Annotated in this window: 23 protein-coding genes; 6 read left to right on the top strand and 17 right to left on the bottom strand. The window is 45.5% G+C overall.

What is annotated here, in order from left to right; translation table 11 throughout:
• Positions 1-25 precede the first annotated feature (25 nt).
• From ASG33_RS19170 to ASG33_RS19150, 5 genes are all read right to left on the bottom strand, one after another.
• Positions 26-676: a flavodoxin gene (locus ASG33_RS19170; RefSeq protein WP_056289103.1), complete on the bottom strand. Its 651-nt coding sequence runs from the start codon at positions 674-676 to the stop codon at positions 26-28.
• A 17-nt stretch (positions 677-693) separates the two neighbouring features.
• A complete protein-coding gene (locus tag ASG33_RS19165; RefSeq protein ID WP_310589213.1) occupies positions 694-1,164 on the bottom strand; it encodes a nuclear transport factor 2 family protein in 471 nt (156 codons plus the stop codon).
• Positions 1,165-1,176: 12 nt separating this feature from the next.
• Entirely contained in the window at positions 1,177-1,668 is a 492-nt protein-coding gene (locus tag ASG33_RS19160; protein ID WP_056289099.1) for a nuclear transport factor 2 family protein, read from the bottom strand.
• Positions 1,669-1,720: 52 nt separating this feature from the next.
• A complete protein-coding gene (locus ASG33_RS19155; protein WP_056289096.1) occupies positions 1,721-2,575 on the bottom strand; it encodes an aldo/keto reductase in 855 nt (284 codons plus the stop codon).
• A gap of 142 nt (positions 2,576-2,717) precedes the next feature.
• Positions 2,718-4,328: a carboxylesterase/lipase family protein gene (locus ASG33_RS19150; protein WP_056290481.1), complete on the bottom strand. Its 1,611-nt coding sequence runs from the start codon at positions 4,326-4,328 to the stop codon at positions 2,718-2,720.
• A gap of 166 nt (positions 4,329-4,494) precedes the next feature.
• Between ASG33_RS19150 and ASG33_RS19145 the strand changes: the two genes are divergently transcribed.
• Both ASG33_RS19145 and ASG33_RS19140 read left to right on the top strand, forming a co-directional pair.
• Positions 4,495-5,400, top strand: coding sequence for an AraC family transcriptional regulator (locus ASG33_RS19145; protein ID WP_056289093.1), 906 nt, complete (start codon positions 4,495-4,497; stop codon positions 5,398-5,400).
• Positions 5,401-5,418: 18 nt separating this feature from the next.
• Complete coding sequence (locus ASG33_RS19140; RefSeq protein WP_082489321.1) at positions 5,419-5,913, top strand: cupin domain-containing protein; 495 nt, start codon at positions 5,419-5,421, stop codon at positions 5,911-5,913.
• A gap of 237 nt (positions 5,914-6,150) precedes the next feature.
• Here the strand turns inward: ASG33_RS19140 and ASG33_RS26125 are convergent, their stop codons facing one another.
• The 3 genes from ASG33_RS26125 to ASG33_RS26120 all read right to left on the bottom strand — a co-directional run bounded on the left by ASG33_RS26125 (position 6,151) and on the right by ASG33_RS26120 (position 8,902).
• Positions 6,151-6,660, bottom strand: a complete 510-nt coding sequence (locus ASG33_RS26125; protein WP_229238738.1) for a helix-turn-helix domain-containing protein — start codon at positions 6,658-6,660, stop codon at positions 6,151-6,153.
• Complete coding sequence (locus tag ASG33_RS19125; RefSeq protein ID WP_056289086.1) at positions 6,641-7,198, bottom strand: antirestriction protein ArdA; 558 nt, start codon at positions 7,196-7,198, stop codon at positions 6,641-6,643. The genes ASG33_RS26125 and ASG33_RS19125 overlap by 20 nt, the downstream gene beginning before the upstream one ends.
• 285 nt (positions 7,199-7,483) lie before the next feature.
• Positions 7,484-8,902: a HEPN domain-containing protein gene (locus ASG33_RS26120; protein WP_056289083.1), complete on the bottom strand. Its 1,419-nt coding sequence runs from the start codon at positions 8,900-8,902 to the stop codon at positions 7,484-7,486.
• 141 nt (positions 8,903-9,043) lie between these two features.
• On the opposite strand from ASG33_RS26120, the gene ASG33_RS19115 reads away from it, so the two are divergent.
• Positions 9,044-9,439 (top strand): helix-turn-helix domain-containing protein, encoded by a 396-nt coding sequence (locus ASG33_RS19115; RefSeq protein ID WP_056289080.1) that lies wholly within the window; start codon positions 9,044-9,046, stop codon positions 9,437-9,439.
• Positions 9,440-9,477: 38 nt separating this feature from the next.
• On the opposite strand, the gene ASG33_RS19110 is transcribed toward ASG33_RS19115, so the two are convergent.
• The 6 genes from ASG33_RS19110 to ASG33_RS19085 all read right to left on the bottom strand — a co-directional run bounded on the left by ASG33_RS19110 (position 9,478) and on the right by ASG33_RS19085 (position 13,001).
• Entirely contained in the window at positions 9,478-10,155 is a 678-nt protein-coding gene (locus ASG33_RS19110) for a nucleotidyl transferase AbiEii/AbiGii toxin family protein (RefSeq protein WP_082489320.1), read from the bottom strand.
• Entirely contained in the window at positions 10,113-10,424 is a 312-nt protein-coding gene (locus ASG33_RS19105; RefSeq protein WP_056289071.1) for a DUF6922 domain-containing protein, read from the bottom strand. The genes ASG33_RS19110 and ASG33_RS19105 overlap by 43 nt, the downstream gene beginning before the upstream one ends.
• Before the next feature lie 105 nt (positions 10,425-10,529).
• Positions 10,530-11,003, bottom strand: a complete 474-nt coding sequence (locus tag ASG33_RS19100; RefSeq protein ID WP_056289068.1) for a hypothetical protein — start codon at positions 11,001-11,003, stop codon at positions 10,530-10,532.
• 57 nt (positions 11,004-11,060) lie between these two features.
• Positions 11,061-11,906: a relaxase/mobilization nuclease domain-containing protein gene (locus ASG33_RS19095; RefSeq protein ID WP_056289065.1), complete on the bottom strand. Its 846-nt coding sequence runs from the start codon at positions 11,904-11,906 to the stop codon at positions 11,061-11,063.
• The gene (locus tag ASG33_RS19090; RefSeq protein ID WP_056290471.1) at positions 11,903-12,562 is read right to left on the bottom strand and encodes a hypothetical protein; all 660 of its coding nucleotides are present in this window, start codon (positions 12,560-12,562) and stop codon (positions 11,903-11,905) included. Before ASG33_RS19090 ends, ASG33_RS19095 begins: the two co-directional genes overlap by 4 nt.
• A 271-nt stretch (positions 12,563-12,833) precedes the next feature.
• Positions 12,834-13,001 carry a hypothetical protein gene (locus ASG33_RS19085; protein WP_157474857.1) on the bottom strand — a complete coding sequence of 56 codons (168 nt, stop codon included), beginning with the start codon at positions 12,999-13,001 and terminating at the stop codon, positions 12,834-12,836.
• Positions 13,002-13,355: 354 nt separating this feature from the next.
• Between ASG33_RS19085 and ASG33_RS19080 the strand changes: the two genes are divergently transcribed.
• The 3 genes from ASG33_RS19080 (at position 13,356) to ASG33_RS19070 (ending at position 15,965) form a co-directional block, all read left to right on the top strand.
• On the top strand, positions 13,356-14,234 hold the full coding sequence (locus ASG33_RS19080; protein ID WP_162242762.1) for an RDD family protein: 879 nt from the start codon (positions 13,356-13,358) through the stop codon (positions 14,232-14,234).
• Positions 14,235-14,613: 379 nt separating this feature from the next.
• Positions 14,614-15,204: a DUF308 domain-containing protein gene (locus tag ASG33_RS19075; protein WP_056289055.1), complete on the top strand. Its 591-nt coding sequence runs from the start codon at positions 14,614-14,616 to the stop codon at positions 15,202-15,204.
• Between the two features lie 161 nt (positions 15,205-15,365).
• Positions 15,366-15,965 (top strand): Crp/Fnr family transcriptional regulator, encoded by a 600-nt coding sequence (locus ASG33_RS19070; protein WP_056289051.1) that lies wholly within the window; start codon positions 15,366-15,368, stop codon positions 15,963-15,965.
• 9 nt (positions 15,966-15,974) lie between these two features.
• Here the strand turns inward: ASG33_RS19070 and ASG33_RS19065 are convergent, their stop codons facing one another.
• From ASG33_RS19065 to ASG33_RS19055, 3 genes are all read right to left on the bottom strand, one after another.
• Positions 15,975-16,862, bottom strand: coding sequence for a type II CAAX endopeptidase family protein (locus ASG33_RS19065; RefSeq protein ID WP_056289048.1), 888 nt, complete (start codon positions 16,860-16,862; stop codon positions 15,975-15,977).
• A gap of 61 nt (positions 16,863-16,923) precedes the next feature.
• The gene (locus tag ASG33_RS19060; protein ID WP_056289045.1) at positions 16,924-17,364 is read right to left on the bottom strand and encodes an OsmC family protein; all 441 of its coding nucleotides are present in this window, start codon (positions 17,362-17,364) and stop codon (positions 16,924-16,926) included.
• A 132-nt stretch (positions 17,365-17,496) separates the two neighbouring features.
• Positions 17,497-19,869: a TonB-dependent receptor domain-containing protein gene (locus ASG33_RS19055; RefSeq protein ID WP_082489319.1), complete on the bottom strand. Its 2,373-nt coding sequence runs from the start codon at positions 19,867-19,869 to the stop codon at positions 17,497-17,499.
• Between the last annotated feature and the right edge of the window lie 102 nt (positions 19,870-19,971).

Below are 19,971 nucleotides of genomic sequence, written 5' to 3'. Positions count from 1 at the left end.
CGACGCTTGAATCAAATTGTTCGCATTAAATCATTTTTAAGCTTCCCAGCCATTGCTTGATCTCATCCTCTGTCTGACGCGCCTTATCATCTTTAATCATTAGCAGCTGCCCGTCTCTTTCAAGGCCGCCACGGGTCGAATACCCTTCCGATATTTTACTGTTCGGGCATAGCTGCCTGACTGTTTCGAACGTGCTGCCAATGCCGTAGCCACCGTTCGTATTGAATGGAATGATGGTCTTACCGCTCAAATCGTATTGTTTCAAAAAGCTTTTCATTGGCGGTGGCAGCTGCATCCCCCAGGTCGGGAAGCCAACAAAGACCACATCGTACTGGCCGATGCTGTCAATTTTAGTTTTCAAAGGCGGCAGATATCCTGACTGGTTTTCACTGGCTACCTGCGCGACAGTTGCCTGATAGTTTTCAGGGTACGGCTTTTCCAGCTCAATCGCTACCAGTTTTCCACCTACGTTCTTCTGGATCATTTCCGCAACTGCCTTGGTATTCTTCGTGCGGGATAAATAGACGATCAGGATCTTGCCAGCTGCCACATCAGTGTCCGTTTCAGCATCAGTGCTTGTTTCAGCATCGATCCGCTCAGTTTGAGTAGAAGAGCAAGCCGAAACCAAAAACAAAAAAGCCAGCAGCAGGTGTGATAATGGAGCGGTTAGTTTCATGTTTTCTGATCTGTTTATTATCCTCCCACCTTGGTAAATGAGAGCGAGCCTAGTTTCCAACCTTCTTTTTGCTGCACATACACTTCCGTTACTTCAAACTCGTTGGTAACCTCCCTGCCGCCAACGACCGCTAACAGTGTAATCCTGTTTAAAAGAATAGCCGTTGACCCAATGATGTTTACAGATACCTTATGGATATCTGCCTTTTTGTAATGAATGCCCCCGGACTTGATGATATTGACTTCCTGCTGTTTTCCCCAGGATCCGCCCATGTGAACAAAGACGGCCTTTTCATCAAAGAGCGCAGCCAGTGAGTCTGCATTCTTGTCTGCCATCCACTGCCATTTCGTTTTAGAAAGTGCAATGATTTTCTGCTCGGCGCTATTTTCAACTTGCGCGAAAGCTGCCTGAGATCCTAGCATCAAGCCTGCTGCAAGCATCAGGCAGGTAGTGATTCTGGTGGTTGTTTTATTTACGTTCAATTTCATTATATCCCCGGTTTAATGTTTAATGACATGCGTATCGCGCACGCTGCTGAATGTAAGCGCCAACAGTTTCCAGTCACTGGCCTGTTTTGTATAAACCTCTGTAACAGTAAACTCTGTATTTGCTTCATTGCCCCTTACCATCGCTGAAAGCATAATCCGGCTCCAAATGATTGCCGTGTTACCCACAATCTCGACAGCAACATCTTTGACGTCTGCTTTTTTATACCAGATGCTTCCGGTCTTGATGATTTCGAGCTCTTCGTCTTTTTTCCAGGTACCGCTCATATGGACAAATTTTGCTTTGTCATCAAAGAGTTTGGCCAGCTCGTCCACGTTCTTATCAGCCATCCATTGCCACTTCTTTTTTGAAAGATCAATGATATGCTGCTCCTGGCCAGCTGCGCCTTGTGCCAGTGATGATTGAGTACCTGCCAACACGGAGCATAGCCCCAGAAACGTAGCTGCCAAAATAGATTTGAAAAATGATTGAGAATGCAATTGCATGAGTAATAAGTTGATTTAGAGGTTAAATATTAATTTCTCGGCCTCTTATAGGCTATTTGTCGTCGAGCTTTCTTTCACCTAGCCATTTCACCATATTAGGATCACGGTGATCAAAGAAGCTGCTGGTATTAGTATCCAGAGATTTGATCGATTCCATATCTTCGGAGCTTAACTGGAAATCAAAAATGTTCAGGTTCTCTGCCATTCTTTCTTTACGGACTGATTTGGGAATTGCAATTACACCACGCTGCGTGAGCCAGCGGACGACTACCTGCGCGATTGTTTTGTTATATTTTTGACCAATCGAGGCTAAGAGCTCATTTTGAAACAAGCCGTTTTTACCTTCTGCAAATGGCCCCCAGGACTGGATCTGCACGTTGTTTTCTTCCAGGAATAGCTGTGTCTGGATCTGCTGGTGAAAAGGGTGCGTTTCAATCTGGTTGACTGCCGGCACTATTTCGTTATGGATGATCAGGTCAATGAGCCTGTCAGGTTGGAAGTTACTTACACCAATTGCCCTGATTTTACCCTCCTTATATAGTTCCTGCATTGCCCGCCACGCTCCATACACATCGCCGAATGGTTGGTGGATCAAATACAAGTCCAAGTAGTCCAGCTGTAACTTTTTCAGCGATACTTCAAATGCCTTTTTGGTATCCTGGTATCCGTTGGATTGTATCCAGAGCTTTGTAGTGATAAAGAGCTCTTCCCTGGCAAGGCCACTTTTCTTTATTGCATTCCCTACGGCTTCTTCGTTTTGATAAGACGCCGCTGTATCAATCAGACGGTAACCTGTATCGATCGCGTCCAATACACTTCTCTCACATTCTGCCAGGTCCGGCACTTGAAAAACCCCGAACCCCAGAAATGGCATTTCTACGCCATTATTTAATTTTACTGTTTCCATAGTGGTCTTTGTTTTGATGATGCAAAGTTCCGCCTTTCCAGGGGCATGTTTGGTATATGGATTCCCGTTTTCTCTACCAATATTCCCGGTAGATGATTGGGTCAGACCCTGTCAGGAAAGCTATGCCAGAACCGCTCTTAGTCTATTTCTCCGCAGCCTTCTGCATCACATCCAGCCGTGCTTTTTTAGGGTCGGGCCCGCCCATAGCCGAGCCGTCAGAGCGGAACTCAATGATTTCGTTTTTCCCCGGATCATAAACCGGCCACTTTGGTAAGCCCTTACCATTCGGGTCTGATGTCTTGGCAAAATTGGCCCAATATGTATTCATCATCGTAGCAACCTGTTTGTCTGTTGGTGCAATTGTAGCTCCGTTGCGCTCGATCAGATTGTCAAAAACATAAGCGATTTCGGAAGCATGTCCTGCGCCAAAACGCATCCGCTGCTGCATGGCAGTTGCCACGTAGGAGAAAAGATAAACGTAGGCTTTGTCACCTTTGGCTGTGACCGCATTGGCTGTAAACCGGGCTGGCTCTGCCCAAACCTTATCAGTGTTGACCATCGAAAGCATTTGGGCGAAGTCTGTTTTACCATCCGGATCATAGGCAGCAGTCATTTCCTTACGTACAGGTTCAAACTGCGCCAGCAATTCGTCCTTTGACCTTGCATTCACAAAGCCAGCTGGCACTTCTGCACTATTCGAACCAATGATGATTGGAACACGGATCTGCCTGCCTGCCTTATATGCCTGCTCGAAAGTCTCTACAATCAATTTGCCGTCCAGGATTGGCCCGGCGTAAATCAGCGCCCCGCCCTGGCCATTGCTTTCTTGTCCATTATCGATGATATCTTCCACAGAAAGTGAGCGGAGTTTGGCCAAGGCTGCTGCATCCTTACCTTGGATACCATGTTTAACAGCGAAGTTTACACCTATTGTCTCGGCTGACACAGGATAATATTTGTCGGCATTTTCTTTACTGATCGGCCTGCTTGATAAAACACCGTCGCGGCCGCCTCCCGACTCGATAATTGCCTTGTGAAAAAGACCTTTCGCAGATGGGATCGTCAGCAGGGAATGCACTGAAACACCGCCCGCAGACTCGCCAAAAATCGTCACATTCTTTGGATCACCACCAAATGCGGCAATATTCTGCTGCACCCATTTAAGGGCAGCGATCTGATCCATATAGGCATAGGTCCCTTTTGGCTCGTTGGGATGCTCAGCGCCTAATGCAGGGAACGCAAAATGCCCGAGCCGCCCCAGGCGGTAATTGAAATTCACCAGAATGACGCCTTGTTTGGCAAACTGAGTGCCGAAAGTTTCAGGATAGGAACTCCCACCGCCCACAAACCCGCCTCCGTAAATCCATACCATGACAGGTAGTTTGGCTCCCGGCTTGGCTGCACTAGGCTTCCATATATTTAGAAACAGACAATCCTCCGATGTGTTTTCCCGGATCTTACCCGCCTGGCGTGGCCAGCCCGCCTGGGCACAGTCTGCGCAAAATTTGGTTGCCTCCTTTACGCCCTGCCATGCAGGAAATGGCTGCGGGGGCCGCCACCGGAATTCTCCAATGGGTGCTGCCGCATAGGGGATTCCTTTAAAGACATCAGCGTCTGCTTCTGTGAGGCCCCGTAAAGTTCCAGCACTTGTCTGGACCGTAGGACTTGCGCTGGCACCTGTATTGGTTGATGTTGGCTGGGCCTGCAAACCAAAACTTAAAATGAAAGTTAAACCTGTAAGTATGTTTCTCATTTTTTGGATATTTCCGCAGTTTAATTGGATTGTAAATTTCGGCTTTGCTTTGAGAGCAAATGGTATACAGATTCCCGATTTGTCTACCAATATTCCTGATTTGACTTTCCAGGTTTTCAACAGGGTAATGAATTGGGTAACTTTGGGCATATAAAATTCTCAGACTATGGAAGACATCATTCGTTTCGAAACTGTAAATCAATACAATGCATTTAACCAACAGGAAACATTGCACCCGCTGGTTACTGTGATTGATTTGTCAACCGCCAGTCCCAGAAAGAAGACCAGCCAATACATGGGCTGCTACGGGATTTTCTTAAAAGATGTCGTCTGCGGCGATCTTCGTTACGGGAAAGAATATTATGATTATCAGGAGGGCACGCTTGTCTTCATGTCTCCTGGACAGGTTTTCACTGTCGAAAATGACGGGGAGCTTTATCAACCCAAAGGCCACGCGCTCGTATTTCATCCTGATCTGCTTTTGGGAACTTCACTGAACGGGAAGATGCAGGAATTTTCGTTTTTTGGTTACCAGGTCAATGAAGCCCTGCATTTGTCCCAGCGTGAAAGGCAGATTGTGATGGATTGTTTTGGCAAGATCAAGTATGAGCTCGAACACGCCATTGACAAGCACAGCAGAAAACTCATTGCCGCTAACCTTGAATTGTTCCTGGATTATTGCACACGCTTTTACGACAGGCAATTTATTACCCGCGATACCATACACAGGGGAATCCTGGCAAAATTTGAGACCCTTCTGAGCAGCTATTTCAGCTCAGACAAACCCCAGACCATTGGCCTGCCGTCTGTTTCATATTGTGCCGAAGAGCTCAACTTATCAGCAAAATACTTTGGTGACCTGGTTAAGAAAGAAACCGGCCAGACTGCCCAGGAATACATTCAAATGAAGGTGATTGAAGCCGCCAAGGAAAGGATATTTAGTAGCGACAAAACCGTTAACGAGATCGCCTTCGAATTGGGATTTAAATATCCCCAGCATTTTAGCCGCCTGTTCAAACAGCGGATCGGGCAAACCCCCAATGAATACAGGATTTTGAATAACCTCAATTAAATTAACTAACGACAGGTAATGAAGCGATCAAAAGGACTAATCCGTTTGCAGTTAGCATTCCTGCTGACGCTCACGCACATTTTTGTAACCGCTCAGGTAAAAAACGCCGATCCAGGAAGTCGTACGTCGATCTTTCCAAAAGGGCAGCTGGCCTCAGCTAGTAACTTTACTGGAAAAGCTTGGGTTCACCCGTTAATCCCAGCGGATAGTGTTTTCAACATCCCGGTTTCTTCTGTGACCTTCGAGCCAGGAGCCAGGACATACTGGCATTCACATGGAGGTGGCCAAGGCATAATCGCGATTGATGGAATCGGCTACTATCAGGAAAAGGGTAAGCCAGTTCAAATTCTGCGAAAGGGCGATGCTGTCAAATGCCCACCTAACACACCGCATTGGCACGGCGCTTCGCCGGAAACTGGATTTGTACAGATGGCTATAACTCCGAATCACGCAAATGGAAGGGTCAAATGGTTGCAGCAAGTGACAGCTAGTGAATACGCTAACATAAAGTGACTAGTAGTTGACCTTTAACGAACACAGTTCACTATTAGTAAAATATCCATGTCCAGGCCAGTCTTTTCCAATTTTTGAGGACGTGGTCATCGGAGTTGGACCACCTCTTCGCTTCATAGTGATCGAAAAATTTGACGGCTTCCATGATAGTAGATCCCTGCTGCAAAAAATAGACCCTGACGAAGTCTTCGTCAGGGGGACATTCATTACCAAGGCCGGATGAACGCAGTTTTGAGTTCATTTGACTGCAATAGTTTTAGACCTTTCGAACATTCTGTCGATATCTGCCCGGTCGTAATAGATCACGCCACCGATCCGCATAAAGCTGAGCTGACGACTTGCACGCATGGCGTGGAGCTTCCCGGGCGACACATCGAGCAACTTCCGGACCTCCCGAGATTTGAGCCATTGTTTGGCTAGCTGAGCGCCCCCGCCTGCAAGTAGTTTTCTCATCTCAGATAGCATTTGCTCTTTAAATTTTTCCAGATCCGCCAAAGTGACTAGTTGATGCGTGAATAACGCTGAACTCTGCTCAGTTTGCTTGCCCCTCTTTTCCATTGTTCTTTGTTTTACGTTGACTATCCCCAAAACACCCTCACTTATGTGTAATCGATGTTTTCGCCTGGAAAATAATAGGCTGCATTTGATTATTGCTTCCTTTGTTTCCAGTGGAATAAAAAGAATAAAGCGCAGTTCGATGCGGCTGGCATCGAACTGCGCTTTAGGTTTAATAATCAGCGAATACATGCCCTTCGTATTCGCTGTAGCCTTCCAAAAACAGGTCTCTGGCGAAGGCCTCGTAATTAAAATATTTTTCGAGTGTGGAGGGCATGCCTGATAGCAGCCCCGTCTCTTCGACGTATTGGTAGGCATATTCAAGCTCTGGATCTTTCATTGAGCCACCAAAGAATCCCCGGTAGCATTCCCGGAAACTTTCAAGTTGGTCTTCCAGCTCGTATCCGTTGGAAGGCCAGTAGTTTATTTGTTTGCAATAGATCTCAAATGCTTCGGCAGTCTCATCGTCCATTTCGCCGGTGGCCTCAAAATAGGCAAATGCTTCTTTTTGAAGGCTGCATTCCGATATCAAAAAATCCGGGATATTCTCCCAGTCTTGGAACATGAGTTCCGGATCCAGTTCATTTCGATGGAATTCAAAGCAGTCTTGCAGGAATTCTTTCAGGTCTGTATAGTCCGTCAAGTCAAACCATTTACCGAACAGCGAGCCACTGTTGTACTGGCCATAGGTTCCAACATAGATTCTTGGAGCATTTTCGAGATTTCTCATGATTGAAAGGCATTTAAGTTGCTTTGGCCCCGGCTTTGTGCTCAGGGCAATCGCTGCCTATCGATCAAAGAAAAAAGGACGGGGCTTGTCTCCTTGGTTGCAAGCCCATCCGGCGGTTTAAGGCGCGGCTGACTGTAGTGCGGTCAGCTAAAAAGCCGGATGACGCAGTGCAGGCTTGCAACCGTCTTTTTTTGCTTTGTAACTTTCGTTTGCACTGAACGCATCTTTTAGTGATCCTTACCGGCAGTCTGAACAACCTGCAAAAGGCATTGTAGTCCTCTCGCGTTAAATTCGAATTGTCGTCAATCTCTCTTCGAATACCGCCTCGGCTAGTTCCAGCAGGCGGAAGACCCGTGATGAGATTAAATGAAGGTCCTGTTCGCTGACCTGATAATGTAGATTGTACCTTGCTTCAAGATATGCGTCTTCCAAAAGCTGCAAAAGCCTTTCTTCGTCCGGCAAGCCGCCAGGAAAGATGTCATTCAGTTGAGGTGTTAACCTTTGATTAAACCTTTTAAGTGATCTGATGGAATGGGTGCGTCGCTCGTTTCCATAAAGCGCAATGGCAGTGGTTCGAAACGTAGTTTCAACAGCTTGTTGAAGCATGAACATCGATAATGCATGCTCACCTAATTGTTGGTAGTACCCTGCCCCCTCATAGAACTTTCTGGCTTTGTTCATCCCGATTACAAAGCCCTGCCTTGATTTATTAATCAATTGCGCCAGCGTTTCCGGGAGTACTTCCGGCAATGGTGAAACACTTCTTTCGTAAACCAGATTTTCGGTGGTACAGGCCAAAGAGAAATACACTTGCCCGGCGGTAAGCGCATGATGAAGATCCGATAATTTGTGAACTGAGCAGCAGAGTCTTTCATCGCCCATACTAAATAGCTCAACGATGGGTTGATGCTCTTTGAAGGGCTTTTGATTGTCATCGGCAAACACAATCAGCAGGTCCCTGTATGGCTTCTGCTCCGTTGAATCTGGCGTGGGATGCTTTACCTCAAATATTAGTAGCGGGTCAAGTGCCGCAATTAGCAGTTCGATGATTGCTTTACTGCCAGCTACTTTCCCAAGTCGGCGTTTCTGATACGGAATCCCTGCATCACGCCTTGAAATCAGGAAAACGGCTTCAAGTAGCGATTCCAACAGTTCGTACTGGATGATTTCAGCACATTCGCCGGTGGCTTCGCAAATACTCACTTTGCCTAATCCATATTCCACCCAATCTTCCAGAATCTGCTGCCACTGGTCGTAGCTGTAAATCTCGAAAACGCGCTTAATCGCCAGTAGTGGCTGCTCTGTCTCAGCGAGCGACAACCTGCGAATCATCCCTCCATACCGGTCATTAAGCTCCTGTACATCACGCATGTACCGCCGATCAGCTTCAATTTGAGCATGACTGAAAGGCTGCAAATCGCTGATGTTTAGGTGGGCCCCATCGTCTTCGGCAACCTCCAACAGCAGCCGACACGCCGTAAGCATCTTTTGAAAATGCCTCTCCAGGCAAAGTACCGTCGACGGGTCGCCCAGAAAAGAAAACGGCCTCTCTGTGGTCACCGATTTTAGAAACTCCCACAGCTCGACACGCATGTAGTCCAGATCGGTAGCGTGAAAGAAATCCGCAATTAAGCTGCGAGCATCTGCCAATTTCTGCTCATTCGGAATACGACTTTCGCTGGCTATTGTGTTTTTCGTCTCCATAGGCTTTTCTTTTTCTAGCAAAAAAGAGGCCCTGGCCGAGCGTGCCGAACCATAGCAAGTTGTATCCTACCATAGAACGTTAGTAAAACACTTTAAAGCGACCTGTTGATGTTGGCCCGGATATTTCTTTTATTTGTAACCATGAGCACAGCAACAAAACCCAGTCATATTGGTTACAAGATCGGCCGGATTCGCGAACTGCGGGGTCTGAAGCAGGAATATATTGCCCACCAGCTAAACATTAGCCAGCAAACTGTGTCGAAAATCGAGCAAAGTGAAACCGTGGAGGATCAAATATTGGAGCAGATTGCAAACATTCTCGGAGTGACGCCAGAAGGGATCAAGAACTTTAGTGAGGAAGCGGTCTTCAATTACTTTAACAATTTTAGTGACAATAGTATCAATCAGGGACCAATGGGCTCATACAATGTTTGTAACTTCAATCCGCTAGATAAGGTGATTGAACTGTATGAACGTTTATTACAAAGCGAACGCGAAAAACTTGAATTGTTGAAGACGTTGAAAGAGCAGCATTAGCTCGTATGCTATTTTCTCATTGGTTACTTCTAAATGTCTCATAATCTTCGCCCCTTTCGCTGTTTCTGTGAAGGTTGATCTTCCTCCGGCTGAAATGTAATCCACGGTCTGTACACAGCCTGGCTAAGACGCATACTTGTTTCGTCCCAATCGAATTTTCTATCAAGTAGTTTGATTGGCACCGAAAAATCGATGTCCTGGTGGTACAGTAGACTTGCCTTGGCAATTTGCGGACTGGCCTGAGGATATTTATCTGCGTAAGCTTTTACGAGCACTCCCAGCGGTAACTTCTCCAAAAGAGAATAGACATCGATAAAATCCTTGATCCTGCTTCCGTTTTGCACGATTGCCGAAAGCTTCATCGCGCCGATATCTTCCAGAGAAAGCATCCTGATCCCACTCGTTAGCTCTGCGGGTTTGATAAGCGGATATTGATGGCTGATGAAGTCCACTTTAACATCATCGATAAATCCGAAGACGCCGTTCTTGACCTGTTTTTCGTCAGTCAGTCCATACGCCTTTTTTAGATGCTCATTTAGCGCAGAAGAGTCAAAATCTCTGCCGATGAAAAGGTCGATATCGATGGAAATCCTATGCCCTAACTTCAAGGACAATGCCGTTCCACCAACAAGGTAAAAATCCGCAAGATTTTCATCGGCCATCAACCGGCGGATTAAAGCCAGTGTGCTGGCCTCGACTGTTTCTTCGTGTAGCATAGCATTTCCTCTTTTTTAATAGGAAAGTATGTGCAGGCCTCTTCAATGGCATAATCAGGCAGGAACACAATTTCGTTTTTAACAGTGTCAACGACTTTCTGCAACCCGTAGAAGCGGACCAATTCTTGCCATTGCTGCTCTTTACCTCGCTCTATAATCCGGGCAATAACCGTTTTATAAGACGCTTGCCAATCTATCTTCTCATAGTCCAAATCCCAAAACCATTTGGGGGCAAAATCAGGTTTTTCAAGTGTTTTGGGCTGCTGCATGGTCGTCAAGGTAAGAGATGCCGGGAGCTTTTAGGCTCAAAAGTTAACGAATCTATTGTGAAATCAGCCGCCTGTAAGCAAATAGCTGCTCACAGGCGACTGGATTTATTTCGAGTGAGCTGCCGCTTTGGCCTTTCTGCCGCGGGGCTTACCTGTGTATTCTGGTTTTGGCACTTCGTTCTCAATCGCAAGCTCATATCCTTTCGTCGCCTGATCAAAGTCAAACGTGGAAATCTTGAAAACCAGCTTTTCATTTTCAAAGTTGACATTCCCTTTTTTCAGAATAATAGCCAGTGGAATCACATGACCTCTACCACTTTTTTCGAACGAAAAGGTTTGATCCGAATTTACAGCCGGAACGAGATATAGAGATTTGATTTTCCGCTTTCCTTCCTGTGTACCGATTTTAAAATAGGCAGACTCTGGATCAATTTCCAAATCGCGAAGCACCGCCGCCGGAAAAACAAGCTTGCCGGAGTTAGAAATGTAACCAATCGGAAGCGGTGCTGCTTTTGGGGTGGCCTTGACCTTAGAAACGTTTTCCTCTGGGGAAAAGAATTTAATTGCTTTCAGTTTCATGGTGTTATGGGTTGTTTTTGAGGACGAAAATAAGTCATTCTCCCTAGAAACTGGCATCTAAATACCCAGGCCCTGTTTTTTCTGCCTTTTTTGCTGCTGCTGTAACTGCTCTTTAGCCTCGATTCCGATGTTTTGAGCCAGCCGTTTTTCAATCCAGGCAAGCGAATAGCTCCGTCCTAAGTCAGAGCCCTTAATCTTGATATTTTTCCGCATGTTATAAAATGCAATCCCTCTTCCAACATAAGTCTTATACCCTTGGGTTAACAATTTGGCTTTAAGTTCGTCAATCGATGCTGTGGTATTTAGAAGCTGGTCAATAGATAATTTGAGCTTCAAATGCTGCTTGTCAGTCAGGATATTTTCAAGCCCCTGTCGCTTATTGATCCTCATTTCCGGCGCTTGGACTAATTCAAGCCGTTGTTCCATTCTGCGGCAGAAGTCGCCAGTTCTGGCATAGTTATGAAAATGCTTTGAGGTGTTTTTACCATCGCAATTAATGCGGTTGGCTACAATATGAAAGTGCAAATTAGCGCTGTCCTCATGTTTGAAAACCAGCATCTGGTTCTGTTCAAACCCAAACTCCCTGGCAAATTCCGTGGAGATCTCTGCGATCGTTTCGTTGCCGGGCTTTTCGCCTGGCGCGAAGCTAAATGACTGGTGCCACATGAATTTTTTCAGGTTCGTATTTTGCGTATGATTACTGTTAAACTGGTTGATCAAATAGTTCAGGTCCAATTTTCCATCTGCATGCATTTTTATACCGAGGTTTTGAATGTAAACCAATTCCCCTCGGACATCCTGCTCATCCAGGCATTGGCGCATCTTTGCGGAGACATGCTTGTCGTAATAGCAATATTCAAGTAGCCCTTTGGCGTAGCTGCCAAGGCTTGCTTTTCCAATCATAGCCTCATCCTTTTCATGGTTGCACTTAAAGCTTTTTCAATCTCAGCGTGAACGGCAAGGGCATCTGTTTCACCAGATTTCCACAGCGGCGTTAGCTCTTCAAGTGGCTGCGAATAGTAGGCCTCATATTTTTGCTGCAAATCACCGATCAGGCGACTGGTCGAACTGCATCTTAGTAGTAGCTGATGTTTGCCTTCGGTTTCAGGTAGCATTTGAGAAAGATAAGAAGTAAGCTCATCTGACCATTTGAGAAGCTCGTCGAACGCCTTTTTCACGCTTCGGATCTCAAAGCTTTCAAACACCCAAAGGGTGATAAGATCTGCGAGCAGCCTAACCCGCTGGCTACTCTGCTGCCACTGGTCTGAAAGCATCTGGTGCCCCTTGGTCTTTAGGGCTGCTAGTGACAAGACGCCTGAAAGTTGTTGCAGCACCTTAACCGTTTCAGCGGTTGCCCTAGGTAGCGATCTTTTCTGTGGTCTTTTAAAAGGTACATCAAGCGCCAATGTCAAAAAGTACTGGCTGGCGGAAAACCCGCTTTTTTCGATCAGCTCGTTGATCTGTCTTTTCTGGTCAGCGCTTACCCAGACTGAGAAGTGATCTCTTTTGGCAGTGCCCTTTTCCTTAGGTGGTCTGCCTTTTTGTTTCTGATTTTCCATTTGTCTTTCTTGATTAGCTATGAGCCGGAGGCGAATAGCAGGGGTCCAGGGGTTTTCCCATGGCCAGCTCCCGCCGGGGAGTCGCTTTTTGCGACGTACCGGCGATAGCTGGCTGTGGAGGAAACCACCGCACATGCCGATTCCAGCTCAAAAGTTCTTAAAATGGCTTTTGACTTTGCTTAAAGTGGAGCAACCATGCCTATTCTGACCCAGAATTTCACCCAATTGCCTATTTGAGATCAAATTAAGGATCAAAATGGCTGTTCATTGATCATTCCTGCCGTTTCAATGGCACTTTGACCACTTTGTTTCGTGAATCATATTCATAGGTCTTGCCAATCCGATGTTTGCCCGCTTTTGCAGGGCTTAACACCAGGTATGTCACGCCTTTCTCTTTGGTTAGTTGACCATCGACTACGAGTTGTTCGTAAAGTGCCATGTTTGCATAAGCATCCACTAACCTTTCCAGCTCCTGATAGTCAGTTTGTGTTACAAACTAATCTGGCCCGCCCAAACGCTCCGTAGTCGCTGGCGGGAGAGTTCTATAATATTCCCAGTTGCTCTTAAAATGAGGTCTTATTCCAAAACCTGAGGCAAGACGCCTATTAAACTATCGAAACGAACTGCATAGACGTAACGCCAATGCGCTCCTTTGATTGCTCAAACTAGTGGGCGAGCAATGTCGATATGAACCTAGAACTCCCGTCAATGAAAATCTCGATTCCTCTCATTTTCACCGATAGTTTACTACTATATTTGTCACGATCCCTTATCAGTTAAAATAATGACCAATATGTCCAAACAAATTTCCGTAGGCACCAGACTGGGGTCGATGTTACTAGATCATTTCTTTATGACTATGATCGCCATGGTGTTTTACCTACCAGGAATGATTTTCACCTTCGCACGAGCATTTGAAGTAACACACGAACAACAAAATATTGACTTTTTGGGCGGAACATTCCTATACGTCAATCTAATAGGCTTTGCGTTATATTTTTGTAAAGACTGTATTAATGGTCAGAGCATTGCAAAGCGAATTTTGAAGCTGCAAGTCGTTGATAATGAAACAGGGTTGGTCGCAAGCCCAATGAAATGTTTCATACGCAATTTGTCAATTGTTTTATGGCCTGTTGAAGTATTAGTAGCATTGACAAATTCCAATAGACGATTTGGTGACAGAATTGCAGGAACTAAGTTAGTCGTATTTGACGGAGCAATTGAACAACCAAAGGTTGAAATTGGGCAGGCACTGATCCCAGTTGTGATAGCATACGGACTTATGTTGTTGTTAATACTACCCTTTAAAGCTCTTATGCCGCCGATTGAACAAAAGAAAATAGACTTTGTTGAGTCCTCGTATGACGACCAATCAAGCAAAGAGGCGGAAAAGCTTTTTGCAGACAGCCTCGGTCAGTATTTAACAGCGAGCATTAGAGTTTATGACCAAATTGAAGACAGTCCATCAAAATATATTTCTGTGATTATTCAGCATAATGAAAATTATCTTGAAAGCGACCAGGACTTTGAAAAGATAGAATCTCTTATCAAGCCTGTGCTATTTTCAAAGTTCCCTGAAAAAACTTTCGTTGGTCAAATTAAATACGTTTATAAAACAAGCAGTAGCATGCAGACGAGGATTGTTCCGATATCCTGGACACCTGAGAATTAAGAATCAATTTAACAGGCTCATTAAAAATCATATTGTTCACGATGTCTCTGGCAGAACAATCTCTGAATTTATTATATTTGACCCAATTGCAAGCCACTTACGACAATTTGGTGAGTGAGTCGGTGAGTACAAGATTGGCAGGGTGCAACTACTTGATAAGCAATTTTTTACCTCAAAAAATATAATCCCAGCGGGATCACAAGCGCCTCCAAAGGGCGCTTTTTTCTTTGTCGCAGATGCGTGATCGGTTTTCCCAAGACCGTCAGCTAAATAAATGAATGACGAATCTTTAAGTATTTCTCCCGGATTTTAACTTAGGTGAAAAACGGGCAGGTGATTAGCGCTGACCTTTGACGTAACAAAAACAAAACATTACGTCATGAAATCACCGGACACATCCAGCACTGCCTTCTCCAATGAGGCTGTTCAAACCGCCAAATCGCTGCGGACACTTTATTTCACACGCGCTGCATTTTCTATTGTGTGGATATTGTTGGTAACAACCTTAGCCAATACAAATGCTTCTATTGCAATGGTCCTGTTCATTATCTATCCGGTATGGGACGTGATCGCAACGTTTTTTGATATCAGGTCGAACCCACCTTCTGCCAACAAAACACCGCAATATGTAAACGTTGCCATCGGTATCATCACAGCGGTTGCAGTATTCATGGCCCTACAAAAGGGTATTGCCGAGGCATTAATCGTTTTTAGCGCATGGGCAATCCTGACTGGTTTGATACAACTTATCTTAGGCTTGCACAGACGTAAACAAATGGACGGTCAATGGCCAATGATTATTAGTGGTGGTCAGTCTATGCTGGCCGGTGTTTCAATATTTCTAAAAGCACATACGCCCGGAACCGGGGTGAATACCCTGGCTGGTTACGCCGCTTTTGGCGCGTTTTACTTCTTACTGGCGGCCTTCCGTCTAAGCAAAACAATTAAAAATACGCCTGTCCATGGCTGAGTCTTTTGTTAGGCTTTTTCATGCGCCGGTCTAATCTGACCGGTGTATTATTCTGATGCACATAAGCTGGAAACCACGGCTCATTTGTAAATTTGTTTTGCCGTAAAATGATCCGTTTTGCTTTTCAGCTATCGCAGATTTGTATCAATCAATAATTTATTATGAGTGACAAAAATGAAATTATCGCCCGGCATCTGCGGGATTTTGCTTCGCTAACAGATAAGGACATTGAACAGGGGAAACACTTTTGGAAGCCGCGGACGATTAAAAAAGGGGATTTTTTTAATATGCAAAGCATGGTCTGCAATGACTTGGGATTAGTCGTAAAAGGGATCTTTCGCATATACTACCATGATCCGAAAACAGATACAGATAAGAATCTGTTTTTCTTTTCAGAGAATCAGTTTGTCGTTTCGTTCAGGAGCTTTATTTCTCAAAAAGCCTGCTGGTATTTCATAGAAGCGATGGAAGATTCTGAAATCGTTTTTATTTCCTACAAGGACCTTAATAGTTTATATGAAACGAATGCCAACTGGGCGAAATTCGGAAGGCTGTTGGCAGAACTTTTCTTCTCTTACGCCCAGACGCGCACAGAAGAATTTGTCTTCTTTTCGCATGAAGAGCGATATCTGCGGCTGCTGGAAGAACACCCCAATATCATAGAGCGTATTCCAGCCTATCACATTTCCTCTTTTTTAGGTATAACAAATCCATCCCTGAGCAGGATAAGGAAGCGGATAAAAAACAATGACACTGCTTAACAAGCACATTTATAGCACTTCTTTCCTGTGGGTCCAGAAGTAAATCGCTGCTAGGAGGGTTATGCCTGCAAGCGCAGCGCCAAATTCATCTATGAAATAATGGGTCTGGCTGCTGGAAACAATGGTTATAGGTGTAAAAAAAGTCTGGATGAATAAATTATGGCTGGCATGCAGCATAACACCTGTCCACAGGCTCGCTGATTTCAGCCTGAACCAGGTATAGATAAAGCTTGCGCTAACCACTGCTAATCTAAAACAGCTCAGCCCGTACCAGATTGGGGTGCCACCGTTATAATGTCCCCAAATAATAAGAGGGTAATGCCAAATGGCCCAGATCATACCACTAATCAATGAGGTATAGGTGTAACCGGTAATATTATGAAGATGGGGTACCAGAAATCCGCGCCAGCCGATCTCTTCACCTAATGCTGTACTCATGCTCCCGAAAAGGCCAATAACCCCATTAATCACAAAAAATAAAGGGATGAACACGCCGGGAGATAAACCAGCCCAGCCCATGGATTTTGCTGCTTCCGTAACAAACTCTTTATTGTAAAATCCTCCCAAGCCTGTTAGCCATATAAGCAGGTAAGCGATCAGAGAGTAAGCAAGAGGAGTGAGATACGCCCATACCTGGTATTTTGGCTTGCCCCATCGCCAGGCAAGATCGCTTATTTGGTAATTCATGATTCTGCACGTCAGCCAGGTTGCCAGCGCCGGGCACCACATAATGCCATAGCCAAATATTCTGCCACTGATCCGGCCTTCGCCTGAGCGAATCGTTAATACCCAGACAACAACGCTAAAAGCAAAAGTCAAAAGCAAAAATATGGCTATGGCTTTTTTACTCTGTGATCTGGATCCTTCATTTTTGCTATGTTCATTTCCTATTGACATGATGTACACAATTAAAAAAACAGAGCCCGGCACATTGCCGGACTCTGTTTTTAGAGTTTAATTAAATAGCTGGTTGTAACTCGCCGTAAGTAACTTTCAAACTGATCGATACACCACTTAACGCCTTTGAGATAGGGCAGTTTAGCTTAGCATCATTTGCGATTTCCAGGAATGAATCGGCCGGTACGCCTTCGATTGCTGCGGCATTAAGCGTAAGTTCTATGCCGGTAATTCCACCTTTGGCCAGGTCGACACTTACAGATGCTTTGGTATCCAGTTCATTTGCAGGCGTTCCTTTTTGTGACAATGCATAGGCTAATGCCATGGTAAAACAGCCTGCATGTGCTGCTGCCAACAACTCCTCGGGGTTTGTGCCGATGCCATCTTGAAAACGAGTGTTAAATGAATATTGTGTTTTATCCAGGACATTACTGTCTGTTGATAACTGGCCATGACCGGTACTTAAATCGCCGCTCCAATGTGCTTTTGCTGATCTTTTCATTTTGTTATTGTTTTTTAAGTTTTGTTGATCCAAAGTTCTCCTGAAAAGATCGCCTGTTTTTTCACCTAAGTTAAATCCCGCCTTTTCCAGCGTTTTTAAATAAAAAATTTTTAGCCGAGTGAAACAGATGCGTCACTGCGCACGTTTCCGCTCCTCTTCGCTGGCTGTACTTCGGCTTCGGGAAGCAGTTACATTGTTTCCGATACGATATGAAAAGCTTAGAGACACGTTACGGCTTTCGGCGTGGTGCAGGAAATTGCTTTTCTGGTCGAGATATCTGATCCGGATTTTATTATTGAAAGTGTTGAAGATATCATTAACAGCCAGCCGCAATGTGCCTGCGCCGCGAAGGACGTTTGTTTTTACACCTGCGCCCACTTGCGAATTGTGCCCTGCCCAGTAAATCCCCTGAATGCCGGGCCCATTGTAAGTCGCGCTGATCTCCGCCTTTATTGCTGCCTTGCTATGGATGGTGAAGGACTGCATCAGGGTCGCATCATAAGAAAACAGGTGATAGTCGAATGCGCTGGACAGATAGGCTGATTTTTCCCGCAGTCTGTAAGCCCCACCCGTTACATTGATATCCCACCAGCTGCCCGGCTGAAATGCTGCTGATAAACGGACACCTGCATTCGCGCTCAAACCCAGGTTCGCCTGTGTTCCATAATAAAGCTTGGTCTGATTGTCCTGCACATTGATGTTGGTGAAAACATCCTGTGTTGTGGTGTAGTAAGCTGTAATGCTATATCCCTGCTTGTAAGTATAGGTTAGCTCGGCGTTGTGTACAAATGCAGGCTGCAGGGAGGGATTGCCAACATAGAAATTAAATGGTGAAGCATACCGTTTGGCAGGGTTCAACCGGTTGTATTCGGGACGCTCAATCCGGTATGCATAATTGAACTGCAACTGGTGATCTTCACTGGCTTTATATTGGACAAATACAGTGGGGAATATTTTGAAATAGCTGCGTTCATTCAATGAATCCAGTGTTATGGAGTAACCTTTTGTCCGGGTAAGCTCAGCCCGTAATCCGCCTTGCAGCGTCCATTGCCCAAAGGTTCCCGACAGTGAAGTGTAGGCGGCAGCGGTCTTTTCGCGGTATATGAAATGGTTGAAGTTCGCCTGAATGGCCGTTACCGTTGTTTCGCTCCGATTATAATAATCAAAATCATTACGGCTCTTTGTACTGCTATACTTTACGCCTGAGGCTGCTTCCCAATGGCCAAACAACTGGTAGGTATAGTATGCCTTGCCGGAGTAAATATCAATGTGCTGGGCGCTGGGCGTAAATATATGGAACTGGCTCGCGGTTTGCTGGCCGTTGGGCAAAAATGAGATATTGTCGGCAAACGAATTCGTCCTGCTTTGGTAAGGTGAGTAATCGACATCGATATTCAGGCTCTGCTTGTCGGAATCGAGCTTCATGTTATAATTAAGGTTATAAGCATATTGATTACCCCTGGTAGTCGCAATGTTGTCCGTTTTTAATGTCGAATCCAGTGCCATTGGACTGCTGGTAATACGGGTTTTCGTATGTCCTTCAGAAGAGCCGGTGCGGTTACTTCCGGTCACCAGGAAGCCTATCACCTGGTTGGGGGTCAGTTGATAATCTGCTCCCAAACGATAGTTATGGTTGTCCGACTTGTAAATACTACGGTTCGGGCTACTCCAGAAAGAAGTGCCGTAGTCGATAGCCACATTATGATCCTGGAAATTATGCCTGTGCGCAAAACCGTAACTTCCATAGAGATTAAGCTTATTGTTCCTGTAATTAAAAGTAGCGCTGTTGTTATGTCCCAGGTAGATTCCCTGGGTTGCAGCTGCATTGAGGGTTACATTGAGTCCCTGCTGTCCGCCTTTTTTAGTGATCACATTGATAACGGATGCCCCTGCCGCATCGAATTGCGCCGGAGGGTTTGAGTAAACCTCTATCTGAGCAATCAGCTGAGACGGGATGCCTTTCAGGTAGGCGGATAGATCGTCACCGAAAAGGTTCAGCGGCTTTCCATCCATGTATATACGTACATTTTTACGGTTAGCAGTTATTTCCTCGCTACTATTAACCTGAACACCGGGCGCTTTCCCGAGTGATTCCCAGGCGCTGCTCCCCGAAGCCAGAATGCTGTTCTCAACATTAAATGTTACCCGGTCAACTTTGCGCTCGACCAGTGGCTTGCGGAAGAGAACGGTGACTTCATTGAGCTGCTTGTTGTCCTGCTGCATGATGAGAACAAGACTGTCTTTTGGAAGCTCCACCAGCATCTGGACCTGTTGGTAGCCAACAAGGCTTGCAGCAATACTGTATGTGCCGCCTGCCGGGAAGGTCAAGTTGAAGTTTCCTGCATCAGCAAACGCCAGCGCAATCTGTTTTTCACCTTGCATCAGTATAACGGTTGCTGCATCGAGCGGCTTGCCTGCCTGATCCACTACTTGGCCTCGCAGCTGCATTTGTCCGTGGGCCAGGCAGGGCAGGATCATCATTAAAAATGTTGCTAATTTTTTCATGCTGCAAACCTACCTTTGGCCTGCCTAATGGCGGGTTAAGCAATGTTAAACATGGTTAAATCGTAGCCCTGCGTTGTCATGAATGCAGCAATATGCTGAACT

It is taken from the genome of Dyadobacter sp. Leaf189, assembly GCF_001424405.1.
In the GTDB taxonomy this organism is placed as follows: Bacteria; Bacteroidota; Bacteroidia; order Cytophagales; family Spirosomataceae; genus Dyadobacter.
The sequence above is the reverse complement of the archived record's forward strand: the minus strand, read 5'-3'. Positions and strand labels throughout refer to the sequence as shown.